Source organism: Thalassotalea fusca (assembly GCF_053485835.1).
Window position 1 is genome coordinate 107,595 of record NZ_JBQRUN010000008.1, and the last position, 19,067, is coordinate 126,661.

The following is a 19,067-nucleotide window of genomic DNA, read 5'->3' on the forward strand; positions in this document are numbered from 1 at the left end:
AATGGCTGCTGGTAACAAACTCACCCACTTAAATGAACAAGGTGATGCCAATATGGTTGACGTCACCACCAAAGCTGTTACTTCTCGCACAGCAACTGCTATGGGCACGATTACCATGACAACAGAAACACTTAAGCTAGTCGTTGAAGGTAGTCATAAGAAAGGTGACGTATTTGCCGTTGCGCGTATTGCGGGGATTCAAGCGGCCAAGAAGTGCAGTGACTTGATCCCCTTGTGTCACCCGCTCATGTTATCAAAAGTGGCCATCGACTTTGAAGTTGACCACGATAACAACCAGATTCATGTGTTGAGTCTATGTAAACTTTCGGGCCAGACAGGCGTGGAAATGGAAGCATTAACAGCAGTTTCTGTTGCCTGCTTAACACTTTACGACATGTGTAAAGCAGTCGATCCTCACATGACAATAAGTAACATTCACGTAACCAGTAAAGCTGGAGGTAAATCTGGCGACTGGCAGCTTGACCAGCAATAAGTCGGAGTTTGACTATGATCACAGTTCACTTTTTCGCGCTATTTAGGGAACAACTAAATTGCGATCGCATCGAGCTAGACGCACAAGAGCTCAGTACCGTTGCCGATATTTCAGCGCATTTGGCAGAAAAGTTTGACGACTGGCACAAGTTAACAAGCACGTATCAAGTGTTAGCTGCCGTAAATCAAACAATGGTAGATGTAAATACGCCCGTAAAATCAGGTGATGAAGTTGCATTTTTTCCACCCGTTACAGGAGGCTAATGTGCAAACAACCGTAGAGATCCAAACAGCCAACTTTGATCAAAGCGAGCTATACAAAGAGCTACAACAAGGTAATGTCGCAGACGGCGCCATAGTGACATTCACAGGCCAAGTAAGACAACGAAACCTCGGTGATGATGTCGTTGGTCTCTCACTTGAACATTACCCCGGCATGACCGAAAAAACGATTGCAGATATAGTGTCGTTAGCAAGACAAAAATGGGCAATTGGCAAAGTCATTGTCATTCACCGAGTTGGCGATTTGAAGGTCGGTGAGAACATTGTATTTGTTGGCGTTACTGGCCCTCATAGGGGCGACTGCTATGCAGCCAACGAATTCATCATGGATTTTCTGAAGATCAAAGCGCCCTTTTGGAAGAAGGAAATCACCACAGCTGGTACACGTTGGTTAGATGCCAAATCGACAGATCATAAAAAAGCACAACAATGGGAAAACTAACTAAGTCATGCTGACACATCAGGAAAAACTTCGTTATAGCCGTCAAACAATCGTAGAACAAATAGGTGAAGACGGACAACTTGCTCTTAGAGACGCCAGCGTGCTAATCGTTGGCTTGGGCGGTTTAGGCAACCCCGTCAGCATGTATTTGGCGGCAGCTGGCATTGGAAGGCTATTTTTGGCAGATGGCGATTCCGTTGATTTGTCAAACTTACAACGGCAAGTGCTATTTTCCCCCGAAGATATCGGCCAAAACAAGGCTCAGCAAGTTAGCGAGCGTTTACTACAAAACAATCCTGATGTAGAAATAGAAGTTATTGACGAAATGCTTGATGATGAGTCTATGGCTTACTACGTTGATCAAGTGGACATTGTCGTTGATTGCACCGATAACATTGAAGCGCGCTACCTAATGAATCGTGCCTGTGTTGAGCTGCAGACTCCTTTAGTTATTGGGGCGGCTACTGGGTTTGATGGCCAGCAAATTGTTATAGATCCTCGAGAAACAACAAATGCCTGTTATCAATGTTTATTTCCTAAAGCTGAGAAACGTCCGGTAACAAACTGCAAAACACACGGTATTGTAGGCCCTGTCCTACCCATAATAGCAGGTATGCAGGCGCTGCAAACCATTAAGCTAATATGTCAAATTCCTGCACAAGCGAACCAATTGCAACTGTATGATGGATTACAAAATCAATGGCGCAGCTTCGCAGTGAACAAGCAAAGTGATTGCCCCGTTTGTCATAGATAATAGTTTTAGCGACTAATACCAATCCGTATAATATCAATTGAACTAAATATTCATTTCAATTGGTACAAATACAACAAAACCCTTTTAAAAGGGTTTTGTTGCTATATATATATTAGAAATAATGGCAATTAGAATTAGCGTGTGTGAATTACTTATAAAGCCCCATACTTCGATCTGTCATTGCTTCTCGCCAGCCACCTAACCACTCTGACTTAGCATTATTGTTTCCTTGATAAGGGCAGTGTTCTCTATTCTTACCAGACAGTCCGGCTTGATAGCCATTCGAATAAGCTCTATCTAACCGATCTCTTTTTTGTCTTCTCATAAGCGAGTCTCCATATATTATTGATAAGTATAAATTTATTAGAAACTTGACGGTCGTTTGTTATAAACATTCGACAACTCATTTAAGAACAATTGAAAAGTCATTGCAAGCGAAAAAGTGTCATCCAAATGTCATAAAATGTCGTTATAATAATTGGAACACCAGTTCAAAATTCATACAATTCTATAATACGTATACAAAACAGATCGTTAATTATTTTGCTATAGATCGCATCTAAATAAACCGCATTTTTTATATAAAAAATTGGTTTAAAAACAACCAATCATTTTATGGTGACAGCAAAGGCATTAGCATTTTTTCTAATCCATTGCGTTTAATTTCATACACTAGCGCTAATTGCTGGCCTAGAGGTCCTTCAGGAAAGCCTTTTTGCTTGAACCACACTAAATAAGGTTCAGGTAAGGTGAGTAACTTTTGCCCTGCATACTTGCCAAATGGCATGACTTGGTTAATGGCTAATAACATTTTTTGTTGGTCTAATTCCATAATACTGCTTGACGAATCGCTATTTATTACTTTACAACTACACTTAACGCTATAGATACATACGAATTTTACAGGTTTGGCTTAAAGACTCAAACGCTAATATTTAAATGGGTAAATTACTTTTATGTTAATGAAACGATTACTGCAGTTAAGATCTATTTCATTCATATTGTTATTAGTTATCGCGCCTGTAACAAAAGGGCAATCTATCTCTGCCAAGTTGACAGATCTAGAAAAAATAGCCTATCAAGATGCGGGACGAGCATTTAACGAGCTGAACAACTTAGCCGATGAAATAAAAACTAGTAACCGTACAACGAAACTGCGTTGGCTGTTACTTATGCTCACGGCCGCTTATGATCACAGTAATTATCAAGGCGTACTAACACTAGCTGATACAGTTCCCAACTTGCTGTCGACAAATGAAAAAGGCGACAAGTATTGGATTGAATTGCTTCAAATGCAACAACAGCTCATTGAAGGAAAATTTGCAGACATTCTCCCTGTTCTACAATCTTTCGAAAAAGAAATCATTGCAGTGAATGAGCCCTTTCTGACAGCTTTTTTTCATAATATGCTATTTTTCATTTACTCAGTAAATGGTATGCCTGATTTTGCTTTAGATATGGCAATCGTTAACCGAAAAGAATGGATTCAGTTAGAACAATATTACTATGCATTGGAAGTACTTGTTCGCATAGCTCGCTACCGTCTTAATCTCTCAGATTTAGAAGGCGCATCAGAAGCCGTAGACATGGCTAAACTAGAAGCTGAAAAGCTAGAAGCAGCCAATATGAATATTGGTATTATCGAACTAAAGTCTGACATTCTACTTGCACAAGAAAAACACAGAGAAGCCTTTGATATCCTTAATGATTTGTTAGTTAGCAATACCATCACGCCAGATCACGACAAATATCAGAGCGTATTAAATAACACCGCCTATGCTGCCTTTAATGCAGATGAATTTCAACGAACGATAGATCTCGCACAGGAAAGCCTGAATCTCCCCGTGCAGAAAACACCAGGATTATCTGCTTATTTAATGTCAATGATGGCCAAGGCACACAATGAACTGGGTAATCACGAGCAAGCAGAAGCATTAATCAAACAAAGTAGAGAAATATATGACGGAATGAACAATCAATTTGGATTGTTTGAAACCGAGCAGGTACTCATTGATATTTTCTATAATAAGAAAGACATCGAAAAGCTATATCAAACCACAAAAGAGCTCATTGATCGCATCACTAACTATGATGATAACCAAGGCAAGCGACGGGTGGAACGCTCAGCCAAAATTGCTCATGCTGAAGAGCAATCTAAAGTGGTAGAAGAGCTTGCACAAGAGAATATTGAGAAATCGGAAGCATTAGATACATCGAATCAATTACTCACGGCTAAGAATCAATATTTACGGATTTTAGCCGTATTTTGTGTATTGCTTGTGGTATTAATGGTTTGGTCGCTATACCTGTTAAAAAGAAATAAACGCCTAGCCAATAGAGATGCATTAACGGGCATTCATAACAGACGATGTGGTCTGAAAAAAGCTGAAAAGCTCGCTAAAAAGGCACTAGCCAAAAATGTATCTATTGGCGTTTCTATATTGGACCTTGATCATTTCAAACGAATAAATGACACCTTTGGCCACGATGTTGGTGATTCGGTACTCATAGAGACAGCAGCAGAAATAAGCAAAGTAATCGGCAAAGATGATGTGTTTTGTCGCATGGGCGGGGAAGAATTTTTAATAGCAAGTGCCAGCAACGATCACCAGTCGATCAATTCGCTAATGCAAACAGTTATCGACAAAATTAGTCAGATTCCTGTTTCACGATTACGTACCGATAAACCCGTTACAGCGAGTGCAGGACTAAGAATTGTTTCTTCAGAAGATGGCGTCTCGTTGAAATCACAAATCATTGATGCTGATTTTGCGCTATATCATGCCAAAGAAAACGGCCGCAATCGCTTATCAAGTTTTAGTCCTGAAATGGTGTTCTAATTCACACAAACCCTCGCTTTGGTTATCCATGACATAAATCTGTCACGCTTCACTTCTATAATTCCCGAAAAATTGAAATGAACTGACAAATGCAGGATAACCACATGTCTATTGTACGTAAGCGCAGTGCTGCACATAAGGCGTACTTGCCAACAAATGCACGCGATAATCAATATCTACTTGCCGAATTTGAAATTACTGATGAACTCATTCAACGTATTTCACCTTCTTTTTCGCTCGACCATAATCAGGCCTACTTCCACTTTTACCAAAGTCTCTCGCAGCTTCTAACCACTCTTTGTAATGACTACAATATTCAAAGCAGCGTATTCGTCGCCAACGACAAGTTGGTACGTGTTCGATATAGTCAGGAAATGCACCAATGGCAAACCAGTCAGCAAATACTGTTCTATTACGATCCACATACACATTGCCTACAAAACTCGTTTTTTGATGCAAATATCAAAGCAAAAAAAATTTCTATGTTATTTTTGGCAACTGGCGATGACATTCGTGTCAATGCGGCGTCTTTCCACCAAAGAGTTCGCAATTTAGTACAAGATTACCGTCAGCAGCTCGGGCTATCTAAGGGTGATATTCGTTTAAGAGACCATCAGCACATTACCTATGATTTATTTGCCAAACATAAAGGCTGTTTAGGCACTCATGCCTATAAAATGCGACCAATTAAAGAACGGTATGCCAGCCAAAAAACGCAATTACCCGAGCAACATTCAGCCATAACCTATGCGGTTATTAATCTAGCCGTAAACAACCGTATTTTAGATATGGTTGAAATTGATCCGCATTCGAGTGATCCATACAACCCTTTGTATACTTTTCTTACCGACTCGTTTTCAATGGCGGCCAAGCGATTCAACCTAAATAATGGTGCTTTGATTGCCAACGGATTAGTTCCAATTGTACGTTTTAGTGAGCAAGAAACTGTTTCACGGGTTGGTGAACTACAAATGTTGGGTTATAACCCGGCTGCAAGCCCTTGTGGCCTTGTAAGCAAATGGCAAGCAAATGTACTAGTAGACAATATTCAGCTGATATTCGTCGCCACCACTGAAAACAGTGACGACTATGGGTATGGCCGCTTTCTTAATCAAATTGAACAAGCGGTGCGTTTAATGGCTACTGAACTGGAAATGTCGGCAACCAGAGAGGAACTCACATTGCGATTTCATCAACATATTGCTTACGATATCTAGTCACGCTTATTTGCCCTTTTGCTACATTGCAGCCAAAACTGGCTGTAATGTAGCTTTACTCATGCTCATTTATTTGAACGATTTTTTTTATTTTAGAGGTCTTCTTTTTTCAAACGAAGAACCGCTCGAACATGAGTTAGGATTTTCAACAACTAAAGTAATTGTAGCCTTGGAGAATCGACGCTATAGTGCTTAAATTCTCAAATACAGCGTAGTTTAATCGCTAAGCTCTGCGGAAAAAAAAGCACAATTGCTAGCAACCACTTTAGGAACACTTAAATGAATGACACAATAACACTTGGCGCCGGTTGTTTTTGGTGTGTAGAAAATATTTTTAATCGCATAAATGGTGTGCAAAGCGCTATAAGTGGTTATGCCGGTGGCACTAACGAAAACCCAACCTATGAACAGGTGTGCTCAGGTGCAACTCATCACGCAGAAGTAGTTCAAATTACTTTTGATCCAGCGGTGGTTTCACTGGACACCTTGTTAACAGTGTTTTTCGCTATTCATGATCCCACATCCTTAAATAAGCAGGGTGACGATGTTGGCACACAATATCGTTCTACTATAATGCCGCACAATGAGCAACAATTAGCATTAGTACAAGTAGCGCTGGAAAAGGAAAAAAATGCAACTAAATATGACCGCCCTGTGGTTACAACAATTGAGCCGTTAACTCAGTTTTACGCTGCTGAAGACTATCATCAGGAGTATTATGACAATAACCCTGAAAACCGATACTGCCAGTTGGTTGTTGCAAAGAAAATTCAAAAGTTCTTGGCGACCTATTCACATTTATTAAAGCCTGAATAACAATTGTAATACTTGGCCTAATGAGAGCTTTTTAGCAATTTAGGCGTAACCATATTAGCTAATTTGAAGGTTGCGTCTTCTGCTTCTCGCCATTCTCTAATATCGCTCGTAAGTGTAATAAATGAGCAAGTGGGTACATGCGCTATGTTTTGCCCTGTAAGAAGGTAAAGAATATCGCTAATGGCAGGGTTATGCCCCACTATTACTACTTGTGCCACGGCGTTGTCTATACGCTTGATTACTTGCTTTAATTGTTCAGCATCAAAGGTATACAAAGCCGCTAAGGTTTGGCTTTGCTTGGCGGCTTGGTTGACTCCAATTAAGTGCGAATAAATGAGAGACCACGTTTGTTGTGCGCGTTTAGCAGGGCTCAATAGCACCAGCGCACTCCCTATAGAAATGCCAGTGAGATAGTTGCCAACGGTATGACAAGCGTCTTTGCCCCGCTGACTGAGCGGCCTGTCAATGTCGTTTAGTTGCTTATCTTTCCAGCTAGATTTAGCATGTCGGAGTAAATGGAGTGTTTTCATAGCGAATCACAGCTTTTGAGCTAGTTAATAGTGTTGGCGCAATAGCTCTATCGTTTGCCTATCGAGCGTGCCATTAAAAAATAGTGCTAAAGCCTGTTTAGTATCTTCAACTATTTCGCGATTGCCGTCATAATCTTCAGCTTCCGCAGCAATGGAAAACAACGACATGCAAGAGTGAAATTTCAATTCATCAGGCCAACCAAATATATCGCTAACTCGTTTGTTGCCATGTTGATTCGTTAATCCAATACATTCTTTAAGCCGCGTCCCTAACATGTTGTGATTTAAGTATGCCTGCGCTTCAGCTAGTGAACTGATCCCGTAAAACTGTGATACTTCACTTCTTCCTAATTGTTTCAGCTGAGGGAATATGTACCACATCCAATGAGATTGCTTACGTCCACGCGTTAACTCGGTAATTACTTGCTGATAGCAATCTTTTTGAGCTTGTTCAAACCGCACAAGGTTGAATGTATCGCCAGTCATGCTAACCCCGAACAAACAAGAGTATGTTAAGTATAATTAATTCTTTCTATTTTGTGTTTGAACTTATGAGGAATTTGAAGCAAGGGACACCTGAGTCTATTTTCATGCAATAAACTCAGGATTGAACGATATTGTCCAGTTAGTACATAAGGGTATATAGCTTTCTACGATATTGTTTTACTAGAGGGTCACTATCGGGTAGTGCTTTTAGCACATCAAGTAACTGCTGTTTGCTCGTGCCATCAGGGTCATTACTGGTGACTAAAGAAAACAACATCGATAACGCTTCTTCGTTGCGATTCACTTGATGATACTGCGCCGCTAGCTTTTGCTTGAGCACTACATCGTCAGGCGAGGCCGCCAATTGCTCTTCCAGCTGTTGAATCTCTGGTGAATCTGCGGCTTGTTCAGCCAGAGCAAGTTTAGCCACTAGCGCCTCATATTGGCTATCCTGATCAACCATCTTGATGGTAGCCAGTAATGCTTTAGCATCATCAATCTTGCCTAATTGAATATTAATATCAATTAACACCATAGCAATATCAGCACGTTGTTCGTCAATTTGATGCGCTTGTGTTATTGCCGCATACGCTTCATTGATTTGCCCGTTTGCCAATAACTCCTGCGCTTGGTTCAGCAAACCATCTTCAGGCTTAGGTAAATATTTTTCCAGAAAGCTCTTAATCGACTCATCTGTTTGTGGACCCGAAACTGCGTCGATTGGTTGACCATCTTTAACAACTACAGCGGTAGGTAAACCTTGAATACCAAATTGCATTGCGATTTGTTGTTGGCTTTGGCAATCGACAGTTGCCAGAACAAACTCACTCTCAAACGGTGCAAGAGCAACCGCTAGTTTATCGCGAAGCTCGACACTCTCAGGCACTTGGTCAGCCCAAAAATCAACAAATACAAGTTTGCTTTTCGATTCCTCCAGCACTACTTGCTGAAAGTTCTCTAACGTTAATGCGATGGTATTATTTGCCACAAGTTTTTCCTAAATTATCTATATGTCATTTAATTTTGGGATGAAATAAACAAAAACAAGTCGCAATAATAAATACACAGCAAAAATCAGAACTTATCACTTGAGTACAAACATACCATAAGGTATGGTATGTTTGTACTCAACATCGATTTAGGGAATGTGATGAAACGAATAAAGAGCATGACACCACCCACTCAGGATTATTTAGCCTCGGTTTCCCGTTCACCATTCTTTAGAGATGCTATTTGCATAACACCAAAAAAATCAGTCACTAAACCAGATCAAGCACAGCTGGCGATATTTGGACATATGCCGAAATGGGTATCAGCCATGATGCGCGTAAGAAATACCCTCGTAAAAAGCTTTGGTTTTGAAGTAGGTCAACTCAATGTTAAACCCGTTAATAATGTACTTAATGTCGGTGATCAGGTGGGCTTCATGCGTGTGATTAAAAAAAGTGACACTGAAATTATTAGTTATGCTGAAGATAGGCACATGGCATTTTATCTATCGACCAAAATCGACAACGATGCCATTGTATTATCGACGCTCGTTAATAAGAAAACCTTCATCGGTCGCTGCTATGTCAACTTTATCATTCCATTTCACTACTTCATTGCCCGAGCAGTGATCAAAGACGCCTTAACTAATAACCGGATATAACGGCCATTAATCTACAGAAGACCTTAGTATGGAAAAAAATAGCAGATTTACACGAGAAGATTGGCTGGACTTTGCCCTTAAGCAATTAGTCAGTTTTGGCCCCTCGGTGTTAACCATCGCCAAATTATGCGAACAACTTAAGGTAACTAAAGGTTCCTTTTACCATCACTTTAGCAATAGAAACGACTTTATCAGCCAATTGATGGCGCATTGGTATCAAACTACGACGCTTGATTTCATCAAAATCGCCAATGAAGGCAGCTCTCCGCTAGAGCGACTGCAACGATTAGATCAAGTGATAGCTGCAAGTAATATTGACGCTGAACGCCATATTAGGGCTTGGGCATTGCGCGAGCCCTCGATTGTTATTCATCTTGAACAAATCGATGAGCAACGTTGTCAGTATTTGGCTCAGTGTTATCAAGGACTAGGCTTTGACGCAGAAAAAGCGTGCGATATCGCAACCCTGACATATTCAAATTTTCTCGGCATGTTGTTTATTTACCCACAGCCAAGCATCGACACCGCACTACGAATTTCAGCTTTAGCTAGCAAAAAATTAATAGGAAATTTAGGAGATATAGAATGAAGACATCAAAATATGCAGGACACGCATTAATCGCAATCGCTATCATACACAGCACGCTAGGTATTGTCCTTGGTTGGCCAATACTAACCGCTATGCATCATGATGGCTGGCTTGCCAGTACGATGGTAAACGGAAAGCTTGATATGAGCCGTGAAGCGATAACTTGGTTTTTATTATCTGGCTACTTTTGGTTATTGCTAGGTGCGCTAATGATCACCTTAGTTAAGCATGGGGTTGAGCTACCACGTTATTTAGGCTGGAATTTCTTAGGAATGGCCGCCGTGATGATTATCATCATGCCGGTTTCTGGCGCTTATTTGTTTATCGTTGTAAGCCTGATGATTCTCTATTCGAGAAATGAAACTAAAGAACAAGCACTTTCCCAACCATAGAGCATTAAATCGACAAAGAAATAGTAACAGAATAAGAAAAAAGCCAACTCGAATGAGTTGGCTTTATCACAGAATAATTACCGCATTACATATAAATAAACCACAGCAACACGCCGCCTAACGCTAGGCGATAGATAACAAACGGCATCATACCTACACGTGCGACCAAGATAAGGAAGTAATGGATGCACGCATAGGCACCAATAAATGATAATACGCTGCCAATTGCAATCGCATTCCAATCAAAAGCTTCAGTAGAAGTTATTGCTTTTAACGTAAGGTACCCACCAGCCATGGCAACAGCAGGAATTGATAACAAGAACGAAAATCGAGCTGCATTCTCACGGCTCAATCCTAACATTAAACCTAGTGTCATGGTTGCGCCTGAGCGTGACGTCCCCGGAATTATCGCCAACATCTGCGCGAAACCTATCATCATAGCGCCCTTAAAGCCAAGTTGTTCAACAGACACATTTTCTTTAGCTTTTACGTCAGCAATGCCTAATAACACACCGAACAGTAATGTAGTAATTGCTATTACGCCCGCAGTGCGAAGATTAGCTTCAATAAAGTCGGCGCTCAAATAGCCAAATAACCCTAAAGGAATTGACGCTAACAAGATCCACCACGCTAACTGCCCGTCGAAAGTTGGTTTATTTTTAGCTGGCCCTATGTTCATAGTGCCTAACCAAGCAACTAGCATACTACCTACTTCTTTACGAAAATAAATCATCACAGCCAGTAACGTACCAACATGCACTGCAACGTCGAAACTTAAACCTTGATCAGTCCATCCCAAAATAGCCGAAGGCAGTATTAAGTGTGCAGAACTTGAAACAGGTAGGAACTCAGTTAATCCTTGGATTAGCGCTAGTAAAAAAATCTCTAATATACTCATAATGCAAAGGTTAATTTTTGACATCGATTGATGTTAAAAATTGAACGGTATTTTCCTTAATTTTTGTGTTGATTTATCAAATACTTGCCACATTGACTGTAGGGTTAATTGGGTAGTTGGGTGTTTTAACTCCGGAGCAATTTCAGCTAAAGGCCACAGCACAAAGGCATTAAAACAGATTTCTTCTCTGGGAAGTGTAATGGGCGTCTGACAAACGGTATTACCAAACAATAAAATATCTAAATCTAACGTACGTGAGCTGAACTTTTGTGCCTGTTTTGGACGGCCATGCGCAAATTCAATCTCACGGAGTTGCTTGGCCACGTGTTCAAGTGTTTGCTCAGTGTGAAATAGCAACACCATGTTGTAAAAAGCGTCGCCCACAAAGCCAACTGGGTCACTTTCATATACAGAGGACAAAATCACGTCACCATATAATTGCTTGATTTGTGCAATTCCAGCACGCAGGTTGTTCTCTTTGTCGATATTTGAGCCCAATGAAACGTAGACAGGTGTGCTTAGAGACTGATTGCGATTAATCTGTTTCCCCTCCATTTCACAGATAGCCTGTTCGGCTTCAACTGCACACAATGACACAACTATTCTGCCCTACTGCGTTCAATTTCAACGCCCACAGATTGCGCATTATATACCGCACCAGGCTTTCCAATACGAAGCTTCAGCCAGCTAATCTGGTATTTGTCCATTAAATGACTTGCCGTTCGTTCGGCTAATGTTTCTAATAAGTCAACAGGATTAGCATTGGCGAATCGCTCTATTTCTTGAGAAACATCAGCGTAATCAAGTGTTTTCGCTAATTCATCATTTGCCGCAGCAGGACGAATGTCCCAGCCCAGTGACAAGTCAAAAATCAATGTTTGCTTGATTTCTTTTTCCCACGCATAAAATCCGATTGTTGTTTGTATGCTTAAACCTTGGATAAACACTTTATCCATTTTTTACTTCCTCAAATGGTCGCTGTTAGCTGATCAGGTCGACCAGATTGCACAAATTTGGCATTAATTTACAAATTAGTGCAGAGTTTACCTGTGTGAGAGTGGAAAAACTAGATTACATAACGATACAATACACAAAAATCCGAATTATCACCCGACCTGGAAGTTTTGATAGATGATAGTCTTTTTGACACTGGTTATGATTGTAGTTGCCTACCTCATTGGTTCAATTTCCAGTGCCATATTGATCTGTCGAATGTTGGGGCTGCCAGATCCCCGAACAACAGGCTCAAATAATCCCGGTGCAACCAATGTGTTGCGTATTAGCAATAAACTGACCGCTGCCAGCGTGTTAGCTTTCGATATATTAAAAGGCACCTTTCCTGTTTGGGGCGCATATTTCCTAGGTTTACCACCACTATCGCTAGGGTTAATTGCTCTTGCCGTTTGCTTAGGTCACATGTACCCAGTGTTTTTCAATTTTGAAGGGGGCAAAGCAGTCGCGACCGCCTTTGGTGTACTGTTACCAATCGGCTTAGATTTAGCAGGGTTGCTAGTATTAACTTGGATTCTTGTTGCCAAAACTTCTAGGTATTCAAGCTTAGCAGCCATAGTTACCGTTAGTTTAGCTCCTGTTTATACTTACCTGTTAAAACCGCTATATACGTATCCGGTATTGATGTTGTCAGCGCTCATCGTCGTTCGACATCGCGCCAATATTATGCGGTTACTTAAAGGCACCGAAACTAAAATTAAGTTTTCGCGTAAGACTTCGCCTAATGATGAGTCTTAATCATTAAACGATATATACAGAATTAAATGGCTTCAAGTGTATCGAGCGGCCAACGAGGCGTAGCTTTGAATGTCATATCTGCGCTCACACCTGCTTTTAAGCGTTGCACTCCCGCATAGGCGATCATCGCGCCATTGTCAGTACAAAATTCAGGACGTGGGTAGTAAACCTTGCCGCCCAATTTAGCTGTGATTTGTTCGAGTTTGACCCGCAAAGACGTATTTGCACTCACACCACCTGCAATGACTAACCGCTTTAAGCCACATTGCTCTAATGCGCGTCTACATTTAATGGCTAAGGTGTCAACAACAGCTTCTTGAAATGCGTATGCAACGTCAGCATGTGTTTGTTCACACATCTCCTCTTTGCGAATCGTATTTGCGGCAAAGGTCTTTAAACCGCTGAAACTAAAATCAAGTCCTGGCCTATCAGTCATTGGGCGCGGAAACTTAAACCGCCCTTTAGTGCCAGATTCAGCCATTTTAGCCAGTGCAGGACCGCCAGGATAATCCAACCCAAGCAGCTTAGCTGTTTTGTCAAACGCTTCGCCCGCCGCATCATCGACAGACTCGCCTAACAACTCATAATGCCCAATGCCGTCAACACGTACTAACATGGTGTGACCGCCTGATACTAATAACGCAACGAAAGGAAATTCAGGCACGTCATCTTCAAGCATTGGGGCAAGTAAATGTCCTTCCATGTGATGAACAGGCACGGCGGGTAAATCCCAACCATAAGCTAAACTTCGACCAATTGAACACCCAACGAGTAACGCACCAATAAGCCCTGGCCCAGCGGTGTAAGCTACGCCATCTAGGTCTTGAGGCGATAGCCCTGATTCAGCGAACACTTCTTTGATCAAAGGAATGGTTTTACGGACATGGTCGCGAGACGCAAGTTCAGGCACTACACCACCATAATCAGCATGAACGGCAATTTGACTATATAAGCGATGCGATAAAATCCCCTTATCTTCATCATAAATAGCAATACCCGTTTCATCACAAGATGTTTCGATACCTAAAATTCGCATATTTTTAATACCCCGGTTAATTTCGGCGGCGATTTTACCGTTGTTGTGAGTTTTTCGCCAGTAAAAACACATTAAGACTTTACAATAAACTATGATAGGAATAGAATGCGTCACCCATTTTTAATAGAGCGGGTGAATATTAGACAGTATAAGTAGTTTTTATGTTTAAAATATTCGCCGATTTATATAGATAAATTTCTAAGGTAAGAGGCAACATGCCAGTAATTAAAGTAAGAGAAAACGAACCATTTGACGTAGCACTACGTCGTTTCAAACGTTCATGTGAAAAAGCAGGTATTTTATCAGAAGTACGTCGTCGCGAATCATATGAAAAACCAACATGGGAACGTAAGCGTAAAAAAGCTGCTGCTGTTAAGCGCGCTGCTAAAAAGCTTTCTCGTGAAAACGCACGTCGCGTTCGTTTGTACTAATTTACCTTAGTAAATTTAGACAATTGATTGAGTCTGCAGCATGACACTGCTTGAACAACTCAAAGACGAAATGAAAAACGCTATGCGAGCTAAAGACAAAGAACGTCTTGGCGCTATTCGCATGGCGTTGTCTGCTATTAAGCAAGCTGAAATTGATAATAGAGTCGAAACAACCGACGAAAACGTTATTGCTGTTTTAACTAAAATGGTAAAACAACGTAAAGATTCAATCGCTATGTTTAATGAAGGTGGCCGTGAAGATATGGCTGCTAAAGAAGCGGCAGAAGTTGCAACATTGGAAGAATTTTTACCTTCGCCTTTAACCGATGATGAAATAGCGCAGCTCATTGCAGCGGCTATTGCTGAAACGGGTGCCCGTTCAATGGCTGAAATGGGCAAAGTTATGGGGATATTAAAACCTCAAATGCAAGGTAAAGCTGACTTAGGCGCGGTTAGCGGTTTAGTTCGTAAAGCACTAAATAGCTAAGTTCACAACCGTTGCAGCCAAAACGCGAGCCATTTGTGATGTCTCGCGTTTTTTGTGTCTGACATATAGCAAATTTAATCGGCTTGAATGAGTGCAATTACAAATATGATTGCGCATTATTTCAAGCTAATAGTAAACTTGTACTTTGTGCATTTTGATGTAGGTAGTTATTTTTAATGGCCGGAATGATCCCTCGACAGTTTATCGATGACTTGTTAGCAAGAGCTGATATCGTTGAAATTGTAGATAGTCGTGTGTCATTGAAAAAAGCCGGTAAGAATTATCAGGCATGTTGCCCCTTTCATACTGAAAAATCGCCTTCCTTTACTGTTAGCCAAGACAAACAGTTCTACCATTGCTTTGGCTGTGGCGCTCATGGCAATGCCATTTCGTTTTTAATGGAATTTGATCGTTTAGAATTTCCCGATGCTATTGAAGAACTTGCCTCTCTCTACAATTTAGAGGTGCCGCGTGAAAACAACCATCAAACACCTGCACAATTAAAACAGCAACAGCAAGTTTATCAGCAAAAGCAAGATGACTATGAAATCATGGCGAGCATCAGCAAATTTTATCAACAACAGTTAAAAACAGCTGAAGACAAACACGTTGCCATTGATTACTTAAAAGGCCGAGGATTAAGCGGCGAAATCGCGAAAACATTTGGAATAGGCTACATCAGCGACCAGTGGGACAACATGATGAAAGTGTTCGGTCGCACGCCTCAGCAATGTCAGCAGTTAGTAGACTTAGGCATGGCAATTCAAGGCGACAAAAACCGCCCCTATGATCGTTTTCGTGGGCGCATTATGTTTCCAATTCGCGACAAGCGTGGTCGCGTACTCGGTTTTGGTGGTCGTGTGTTGGGTGACGGCACGCCTAAATACCTCAACTCTCCAGAAACACGTATCTATCACAAAGGCCAAGAGCTTTATGGTCTGTATGAAGCTAAGCAAGCCAATAAACAATTAACGCGTTTGGTCGTAGTTGAAGGCTACATGGATGTTGTCGCGTTGGCACAACATGGCGTTAATTATGCTGTAGCTTCGCTAGGTACGTCTACGACCGAAGATCAGGTACAAGTGCTATTTCGTACCGTAAAAGAAGTGATTTGTTGCTACGATGGTGACCGTGCTGGCCGCGACGCAGCTTGGCGCGCAATGGAAAATGCCTTGCCGTTAATCAAAGACGGCATGTCATTGAAGTTTGTATTTCTACCTGACGGTGAAGATCCTGATTCTTTGATCAGGCAACAAGGGCAGCAAGCATTTGAACAGATATTAGACTCAGCAACACCACTTTCAAGGTTTTTGTTCGAGCACTTACTTGCACAAGTGGATATGAATTCCTTAGAAGGTAAAGCGGCACTCATTGAATCTTTCCAACCCTATTTAAATAAAATGCCAGACGGCACGCTAAAAGACGGCATTATCACCGAACTAGCCAATAATTTCGGTGCAGGCAGCGAAAAGCAACTTGCTAGACTAAGTCAGGCGACGCCCAGCCAGCCAGCGCAATTAGCAAATAAAAAACAACCCAAAGTAACGCCAATACGATTAGCTATTGCATTATTGCTAGAGTATCCCCATATAGTAAAGGCGTTACCCGATCCACGTGTGATCGCTGAACTTGATTTACCAGGCGTTCCCTTGCTAAATCAACTTATTACGCTTTGTTTGCAACACGAAAAGTTGAACAGCGGACAAATAATTGAATACTTTAGAGACAGTGAATATGGTAAGCACTTGTCAACATTACTGTGTTGGCAACACCACATTGTTGAAGAAGCCGCGGAAGGCGTCTTTCTAGATAGTATTGAAAAGCTTTTGGATAATTTCGTCGAGCAACGTACAGAAATATTATTACAAAAAGCGCGTACTGGGCAGATAACCCCAGTAGAAAAGCAAGAACTACAAGCGTTGTTAAACGCTTAAAGAGTCATACGCAACATAGGAATACTGCTATAATTGTTCCAAGCGTAAGATTAGATACTGCACTTTATTGCTGGTAATTTAATATGCATTTTGCTAAAATTTTCGGCTTTACTGTGCCAATTTTGAAAGTCAATTTAAGGTGGACACTCGTCAATGGATCAAGCCCCACAATCTAGACTCAAAGAGTTAATAACCAAAGGTAAAGAACAAGGTTATTTAACTTTTGCTGAAGTTAACGATCACCTCCCACAAGATATTATCGATTCTGATCAAGTTGAAGATATAATTCGCATGATCAACGATATGGGTATTCAGGTATTTGAAAATGCACCTGATAGCGACACTCTAATGATGAGTGAAGCAAATACCGATGAAGATGCCGCTGAAGCTGCCGCGCAAGCCCTTGCAACGGTTGAAAGCGAGATTGGGAGAACTACCGATCCTGTTCGAATGTATATGCGTGAAATGGGAACAGTTGAACTGTTAACCCGTAAAGGCGAAATCGTTATCGCTAAACGCATCGAAGAAGGTATCAAAGAAGTTCAGCGCTCAGTTGCTGAATATCCACCTGCCATCAACTACTTACTAGAGCAATGGGATAACTTTGAAGCAGAAGAAGGTCGCTTAAGCGATATTATTCTTGGTTTCCAAGATCCTGACGCTGAAGAAGACGAAATTCCAGCTGCTGCTACACATATCGGCTCTGAACTCTCTGAAGAAGATTTAGATGACGAAGACGATGATGCAGATAGCGATGACGATAGCGATAGTGATGAAGAGGAAGATACAGGTCCAGATCCAGAGCTAGCACGCGAGAAATTTACTGCGTTACGTGACAAATATGAAGCCGCCAACAAAATCATTGGTAATAAAGGCCGCGGTCATGCAGACGCCGAAAAAGCTATTGATGAATTAGCTGACGTCTTCAAAGAGTTTCGTTTAGTACCGAAAGTTTTCGACCGCCTTGTGAAGAACATGCGTGAGGTAATGGATCGTTTACGTGTTCAAGAACGTTTGATCATGAAGCACTGTGTTGTTGGTGCAGGTATGCCAAAAGCTACGTTCATCAAGATCTTCCCGGGCAATGAAACTTCGAAAGACTGGTTAGAAGCACAAATGGCTTCTGGCGAGCCTTATGCAAAACGCTTAGCAGATGTTGAACCAGAAATTGAGCGTTGTATTTACAAGTTGAACCAACTTGAACAAGAAACGTTCCTAAACGTACACGGTATTAAAGACATCAACCGTCGTATGTCAATTGGTGAAGCCAAAGCACGTCGTGCGAAGAAAGAAATGGTAGAGGCAAACTTACGTCTTGTAATTTCAATCGCCAAGAAATACACCAACCGTGGTTTACAATTTTTGGACTTAATCCAAGAAGGTAACATCGGCTTGATGAAAGCGGTAGACAAGTTTGAATATCGTCGCGGTTACAAATTCTCGACGTATGCAACATGGTGGATCCGTCAGGCAATTACTCGTTCGATTGCAGACCAGGCACGTACCATCCGTATACCTGTACACATGATTGAAACGATTAACAAATTGAATCGTATTTCTCGTCAAATGTTACAAGAAATGGGTCGTGAACCTACGCCAGAAGAATTAGCTGAGCGTATGGTAATGCCGGAAGACAAAATCCGTAAAGTACTTAAGATCGCCAAAGAGCCAATCTCAATGGAAACGCCAATTGGTGATGATGAAGATTCGCACTTAGGTGACTTCATTGAAGACGGCAGCGGTGAATTACCTGTAGATTCAGCAACGTCTGAAAACTTGAAGCACGCTACTCATGAAGTACTTGCTGGCCTAACTGCAAGAGAAGCGAAAGTGTTAAGAATGCGTTTTGGTATTGATATGAATACCGACCATACGCTAGAAGAAGTTGGTAAGCAGTTTGACGTAACACGTGAGCGTATCCGTCAAATCGAAGCAAAAGCGCTTCGTAAACTACGCCACCCTTCTCGTTCTGAACAACTTAAGAGTTTCTTAGACGGTGAGTAATTAGCGCTAAGCGTTACGATTATTAACAATAAAAATC

Annotated in this window: 24 protein-coding genes; 15 read left to right on the forward strand and 9 right to left on the reverse strand. The window is 41.3% G+C overall.

Going from position 1 to position 19,067, the window contains the following annotated elements; translation table 11 throughout:
• Position 1 precedes the first annotated feature (1 nt).
• Genes moaC through ACSLUK_RS11780 form a run of 4 tightly spaced genes read left to right on the forward strand, consistent with a single transcriptional unit; the run spans position 2 to position 1,970 of the window.
• Complete coding sequence (gene moaC, locus ACSLUK_RS11765) at positions 2 to 493, forward strand: cyclic pyranopterin monophosphate synthase MoaC (protein ID WP_448548848.1); 492 nt, start codon at positions 2 to 4, stop codon at positions 491 to 493.
• A 14-nt stretch (positions 494 to 507) separates the two neighbouring features.
• Positions 508 to 756 (forward strand): molybdopterin converting factor subunit 1, encoded by a 249-nt coding sequence (gene moaD, locus ACSLUK_RS11770; protein ID WP_448548849.1) that lies wholly within the window; start codon positions 508 to 510, stop codon positions 754 to 756.
• A 1-nt stretch (position 757) separates the two neighbouring features.
• On the forward strand, positions 758 to 1,216 hold the full coding sequence (gene moaE, locus ACSLUK_RS11775; RefSeq protein WP_448548850.1) for a molybdopterin synthase catalytic subunit MoaE: 459 nt from the start codon (positions 758 to 760) through the stop codon (positions 1,214 to 1,216).
• 7 nt (positions 1,217 to 1,223) lie between these two features.
• Entirely contained in the window at positions 1,224 to 1,970 is a 747-nt protein-coding gene (locus tag ACSLUK_RS11780; RefSeq protein WP_448548851.1) for a HesA/MoeB/ThiF family protein, read from the forward strand.
• 148 nt (positions 1,971 to 2,118) lie between these two features.
• On the opposite strand, the gene rmf is transcribed toward ACSLUK_RS11780, so the two are convergent.
• Together rmf and ACSLUK_RS11790 are read right to left on the reverse strand one after the other, a co-directional pair.
• Positions 2,119 to 2,295 carry a ribosome modulation factor gene (gene rmf / locus ACSLUK_RS11785; RefSeq protein ID WP_448548852.1) on the reverse strand — a complete coding sequence of 59 codons (177 nt, stop codon included), beginning with the start codon at positions 2,293 to 2,295 and terminating at the stop codon, positions 2,119 to 2,121.
• A gap of 288 nt (positions 2,296 to 2,583) precedes the next feature.
• A complete protein-coding gene (locus tag ACSLUK_RS11790) occupies positions 2,584 to 2,802 on the reverse strand; it encodes a DUF3820 family protein (RefSeq protein WP_448548853.1) in 219 nt (72 codons plus the stop codon).
• A 124-nt stretch (positions 2,803 to 2,926) separates the two neighbouring features.
• Between ACSLUK_RS11790 and ACSLUK_RS11795 the strand changes: the two genes are divergently transcribed.
• From ACSLUK_RS11795 to msrA, 3 genes are all read left to right on the forward strand, one after another.
• A complete protein-coding gene (locus tag ACSLUK_RS11795; protein WP_448548854.1) occupies positions 2,927 to 4,810 on the forward strand; it encodes a GGDEF domain-containing protein in 1,884 nt (627 codons plus the stop codon).
• Between the two features lie 104 nt (positions 4,811 to 4,914).
• Positions 4,915 to 6,027 carry a DUF3083 family protein gene (locus ACSLUK_RS11800; RefSeq protein ID WP_448548855.1) on the forward strand — a complete coding sequence of 371 codons (1,113 nt, stop codon included), beginning with the start codon at positions 4,915 to 4,917 and terminating at the stop codon, positions 6,025 to 6,027.
• Positions 6,028 to 6,306: 279 nt separating this feature from the next.
• Positions 6,307 to 6,843 (forward strand): peptide-methionine (S)-S-oxide reductase MsrA, encoded by a 537-nt coding sequence (msrA, locus tag ACSLUK_RS11805; RefSeq protein ID WP_448548856.1) that lies wholly within the window; start codon positions 6,307 to 6,309, stop codon positions 6,841 to 6,843.
• A gap of 17 nt (positions 6,844 to 6,860) precedes the next feature.
• On the opposite strand, the gene ACSLUK_RS11810 is transcribed toward msrA, so the two are convergent.
• The 3 genes from ACSLUK_RS11810 to ACSLUK_RS11820 all read right to left on the reverse strand — a co-directional run bounded on the left by ACSLUK_RS11810 (position 6,861) and on the right by ACSLUK_RS11820 (position 8,847).
• Positions 6,861 to 7,373, reverse strand: a complete 513-nt coding sequence (locus ACSLUK_RS11810) for a SixA phosphatase family protein (RefSeq protein WP_448548857.1) — start codon at positions 7,371 to 7,373, stop codon at positions 6,861 to 6,863.
• A 24-nt stretch (positions 7,374 to 7,397) separates the two neighbouring features.
• Positions 7,398 to 7,859, reverse strand: a complete 462-nt coding sequence (locus ACSLUK_RS11815) for a DUF1810 domain-containing protein (protein ID WP_448548858.1) — start codon at positions 7,857 to 7,859, stop codon at positions 7,398 to 7,400.
• A gap of 139 nt (positions 7,860 to 7,998) precedes the next feature.
• The gene (locus ACSLUK_RS11820; protein ID WP_448548859.1) at positions 7,999 to 8,847 is read right to left on the reverse strand and encodes a tetratricopeptide repeat protein; all 849 of its coding nucleotides are present in this window, start codon (positions 8,845 to 8,847) and stop codon (positions 7,999 to 8,001) included.
• 162 nt (positions 8,848 to 9,009) lie between these two features.
• Here ACSLUK_RS11820 and ACSLUK_RS11825 point away from each other — a divergent pair, with 162 nt between their 5' ends.
• From ACSLUK_RS11825 to ACSLUK_RS11835, 3 genes are read left to right on the forward strand one after another with little or no spacing between them, the layout of a single operon-like run.
• Positions 9,010 to 9,510, forward strand: a complete 501-nt coding sequence (locus ACSLUK_RS11825) for a DUF2867 domain-containing protein (protein WP_448548860.1) — start codon at positions 9,010 to 9,012, stop codon at positions 9,508 to 9,510.
• A 28-nt stretch (positions 9,511 to 9,538) separates the two neighbouring features.
• Positions 9,539 to 10,099, forward strand: a complete 561-nt coding sequence (locus ACSLUK_RS11830; RefSeq protein ID WP_448548861.1) for a TetR/AcrR family transcriptional regulator — start codon at positions 9,539 to 9,541, stop codon at positions 10,097 to 10,099.
• Positions 10,096 to 10,491 carry a DUF6463 family protein gene (locus ACSLUK_RS11835; protein ID WP_448548862.1) on the forward strand — a complete coding sequence of 132 codons (396 nt, stop codon included), beginning with the start codon at positions 10,096 to 10,098 and terminating at the stop codon, positions 10,489 to 10,491. Before ACSLUK_RS11830 ends, ACSLUK_RS11835 begins: the two co-directional genes overlap by 4 nt.
• Positions 10,492 to 10,576: 85 nt before the next feature.
• Here the strand turns inward: ACSLUK_RS11835 and ACSLUK_RS11840 are convergent, their stop codons facing one another.
• The 3 genes from ACSLUK_RS11840 to folB are packed head-to-tail and all read right to left on the reverse strand — an operon-like array spanning position 10,577 to position 12,345.
• Complete coding sequence (locus ACSLUK_RS11840) at positions 10,577 to 11,389, reverse strand: undecaprenyl-diphosphate phosphatase (protein ID WP_448548863.1); 813 nt, start codon at positions 11,387 to 11,389, stop codon at positions 10,577 to 10,579.
• A 33-nt stretch (positions 11,390 to 11,422) separates the two neighbouring features.
• Positions 11,423 to 11,986 carry a 2-amino-4-hydroxy-6-hydroxymethyldihydropteridine diphosphokinase gene (gene folK, locus ACSLUK_RS11845; RefSeq protein WP_448548864.1) on the reverse strand — a complete coding sequence of 188 codons (564 nt, stop codon included), beginning with the start codon at positions 11,984 to 11,986 and terminating at the stop codon, positions 11,423 to 11,425.
• 2 nt (positions 11,987 to 11,988) lie between these two features.
• Complete coding sequence (gene folB / locus ACSLUK_RS11850; RefSeq protein ID WP_448548865.1) at positions 11,989 to 12,345, reverse strand: dihydroneopterin aldolase; 357 nt, start codon at positions 12,343 to 12,345, stop codon at positions 11,989 to 11,991.
• Between the two features lie 175 nt (positions 12,346 to 12,520).
• Here folB and plsY point away from each other — a divergent pair, with 175 nt between their 5' ends.
• The gene (gene plsY, locus ACSLUK_RS11855) at positions 12,521 to 13,138 is read left to right on the forward strand and encodes a glycerol-3-phosphate 1-O-acyltransferase PlsY (RefSeq protein ID WP_448548866.1); all 618 of its coding nucleotides are present in this window, start codon (positions 12,521 to 12,523) and stop codon (positions 13,136 to 13,138) included.
• 22 nt (positions 13,139 to 13,160) lie between these two features.
• Here the strand turns inward: plsY and tsaD are convergent, their stop codons facing one another.
• Positions 13,161 to 14,174 (reverse strand): tRNA (adenosine(37)-N6)-threonylcarbamoyltransferase complex transferase subunit TsaD, encoded by a 1,014-nt coding sequence (tsaD, locus tag ACSLUK_RS11860; protein ID WP_448548867.1) that lies wholly within the window; start codon positions 14,172 to 14,174, stop codon positions 13,161 to 13,163.
• Positions 14,175 to 14,389: 215 nt separating this feature from the next.
• Between tsaD and rpsU the strand changes: the two genes are divergently transcribed.
• The 4 genes from rpsU to rpoD all read left to right on the forward strand — a co-directional run bounded on the left by rpsU (position 14,390) and on the right by rpoD (position 19,030).
• The gene (gene rpsU / locus ACSLUK_RS11865) at positions 14,390 to 14,605 is read left to right on the forward strand and encodes a 30S ribosomal protein S21 (RefSeq protein WP_448548868.1); all 216 of its coding nucleotides are present in this window, start codon (positions 14,390 to 14,392) and stop codon (positions 14,603 to 14,605) included.
• Between the two features lie 40 nt (positions 14,606 to 14,645).
• Positions 14,646 to 15,092 (forward strand): GatB/YqeY domain-containing protein, encoded by a 447-nt coding sequence (locus tag ACSLUK_RS11870; RefSeq protein WP_448548869.1) that lies wholly within the window; start codon positions 14,646 to 14,648, stop codon positions 15,090 to 15,092.
• A 176-nt stretch (positions 15,093 to 15,268) separates the two neighbouring features.
• A complete protein-coding gene (dnaG, locus tag ACSLUK_RS11875) occupies positions 15,269 to 17,026 on the forward strand; it encodes a DNA primase (protein WP_448548870.1) in 1,758 nt (585 codons plus the stop codon).
• Between the two features lie 153 nt (positions 17,027 to 17,179).
• Positions 17,180 to 19,030: an RNA polymerase sigma factor RpoD gene (rpoD, locus tag ACSLUK_RS11880; RefSeq protein ID WP_448548871.1), complete on the forward strand. Its 1,851-nt coding sequence runs from the start codon at positions 17,180 to 17,182 to the stop codon at positions 19,028 to 19,030.
• The last annotated feature ends 37 nt before the right edge of the window (positions 19,031 to 19,067 follow it).

Bases quoted from the DNA above. Each gene is read 5' to 3' on its own strand.
- folB (WP_448548865.1), bottom strand. From the start codon at position 12,345: ATGGATAAAGTGTTTATCCAAGGTTTAAGCATACAAACAACAATCGGA.
- ACSLUK_RS11780 (WP_448548851.1), top strand. From the start codon at position 1,224: ATGCTGACACATCAGGAAAAACTTCGTTATAGCCGTCAAACAATCGTA.
- ACSLUK_RS11790 (WP_448548853.1), bottom strand. From the start codon at position 2,802: ATGGAATTAGACCAACAAAAAATGTTATTAGCCATTAACCAAGTCATG.
- msrA (WP_448548856.1), top strand. From the start codon at position 6,307: ATGAATGACACAATAACACTTGGCGCCGGTTGTTTTTGGTGTGTAGAA.
- tsaD (WP_448548867.1), bottom strand. From the start codon at position 14,174: ATGCGAATTTTAGGTATCGAAACATCTTGTGATGAAACGGGTATTGCT.
- ACSLUK_RS11815 (WP_448548858.1), bottom strand. From the start codon at position 7,859: ATGACTGGCGATACATTCAACCTTGTGCGGTTTGAACAAGCTCAAAAA.
- ACSLUK_RS11870 (WP_448548869.1), top strand. From the start codon at position 14,646: ATGACACTGCTTGAACAACTCAAAGACGAAATGAAAAACGCTATGCGA.
- ACSLUK_RS11840 (WP_448548863.1), bottom strand. From the start codon at position 11,389: ATGAGTATATTAGAGATTTTTTTACTAGCGCTAATCCAAGGATTAACT.
- rpsU (WP_448548868.1), top strand. From the start codon at position 14,390: ATGCCAGTAATTAAAGTAAGAGAAAACGAACCATTTGACGTAGCACTA.
- ACSLUK_RS11810 (WP_448548857.1), bottom strand. From the start codon at position 7,373: ATGAAAACACTCCATTTACTCCGACATGCTAAATCTAGCTGGAAAGAT.
- ACSLUK_RS11795 (WP_448548854.1), top strand. From the start codon at position 2,927: ATGTTAATGAAACGATTACTGCAGTTAAGATCTATTTCATTCATATTG.
- rmf (WP_448548852.1), bottom strand. From the start codon at position 2,295: ATGAGAAGACAAAAAAGAGATCGGTTAGATAGAGCTTATTCGAATGGC.
- rpoD (WP_448548871.1), top strand. From the start codon at position 17,180: ATGGATCAAGCCCCACAATCTAGACTCAAAGAGTTAATAACCAAAGGT.
- moaD (WP_448548849.1), top strand. From the start codon at position 508: ATGATCACAGTTCACTTTTTCGCGCTATTTAGGGAACAACTAAATTGC.
- ACSLUK_RS11835 (WP_448548862.1), top strand. From the start codon at position 10,096: ATGAAGACATCAAAATATGCAGGACACGCATTAATCGCAATCGCTATC.
- moaC (WP_448548848.1), top strand. From the start codon at position 2: ATGGCTGCTGGTAACAAACTCACCCACTTAAATGAACAAGGTGATGCC.
- ACSLUK_RS11830 (WP_448548861.1), top strand. From the start codon at position 9,539: ATGGAAAAAAATAGCAGATTTACACGAGAAGATTGGCTGGACTTTGCC.
- ACSLUK_RS11825 (WP_448548860.1), top strand. From the start codon at position 9,010: ATGAAACGAATAAAGAGCATGACACCACCCACTCAGGATTATTTAGCC.
- ACSLUK_RS11800 (WP_448548855.1), top strand. From the start codon at position 4,915: ATGTCTATTGTACGTAAGCGCAGTGCTGCACATAAGGCGTACTTGCCA.
- dnaG (WP_448548870.1), top strand. From the start codon at position 15,269: ATGGCCGGAATGATCCCTCGACAGTTTATCGATGACTTGTTAGCAAGA.
- plsY (WP_448548866.1), top strand. From the start codon at position 12,521: ATGATAGTCTTTTTGACACTGGTTATGATTGTAGTTGCCTACCTCATT.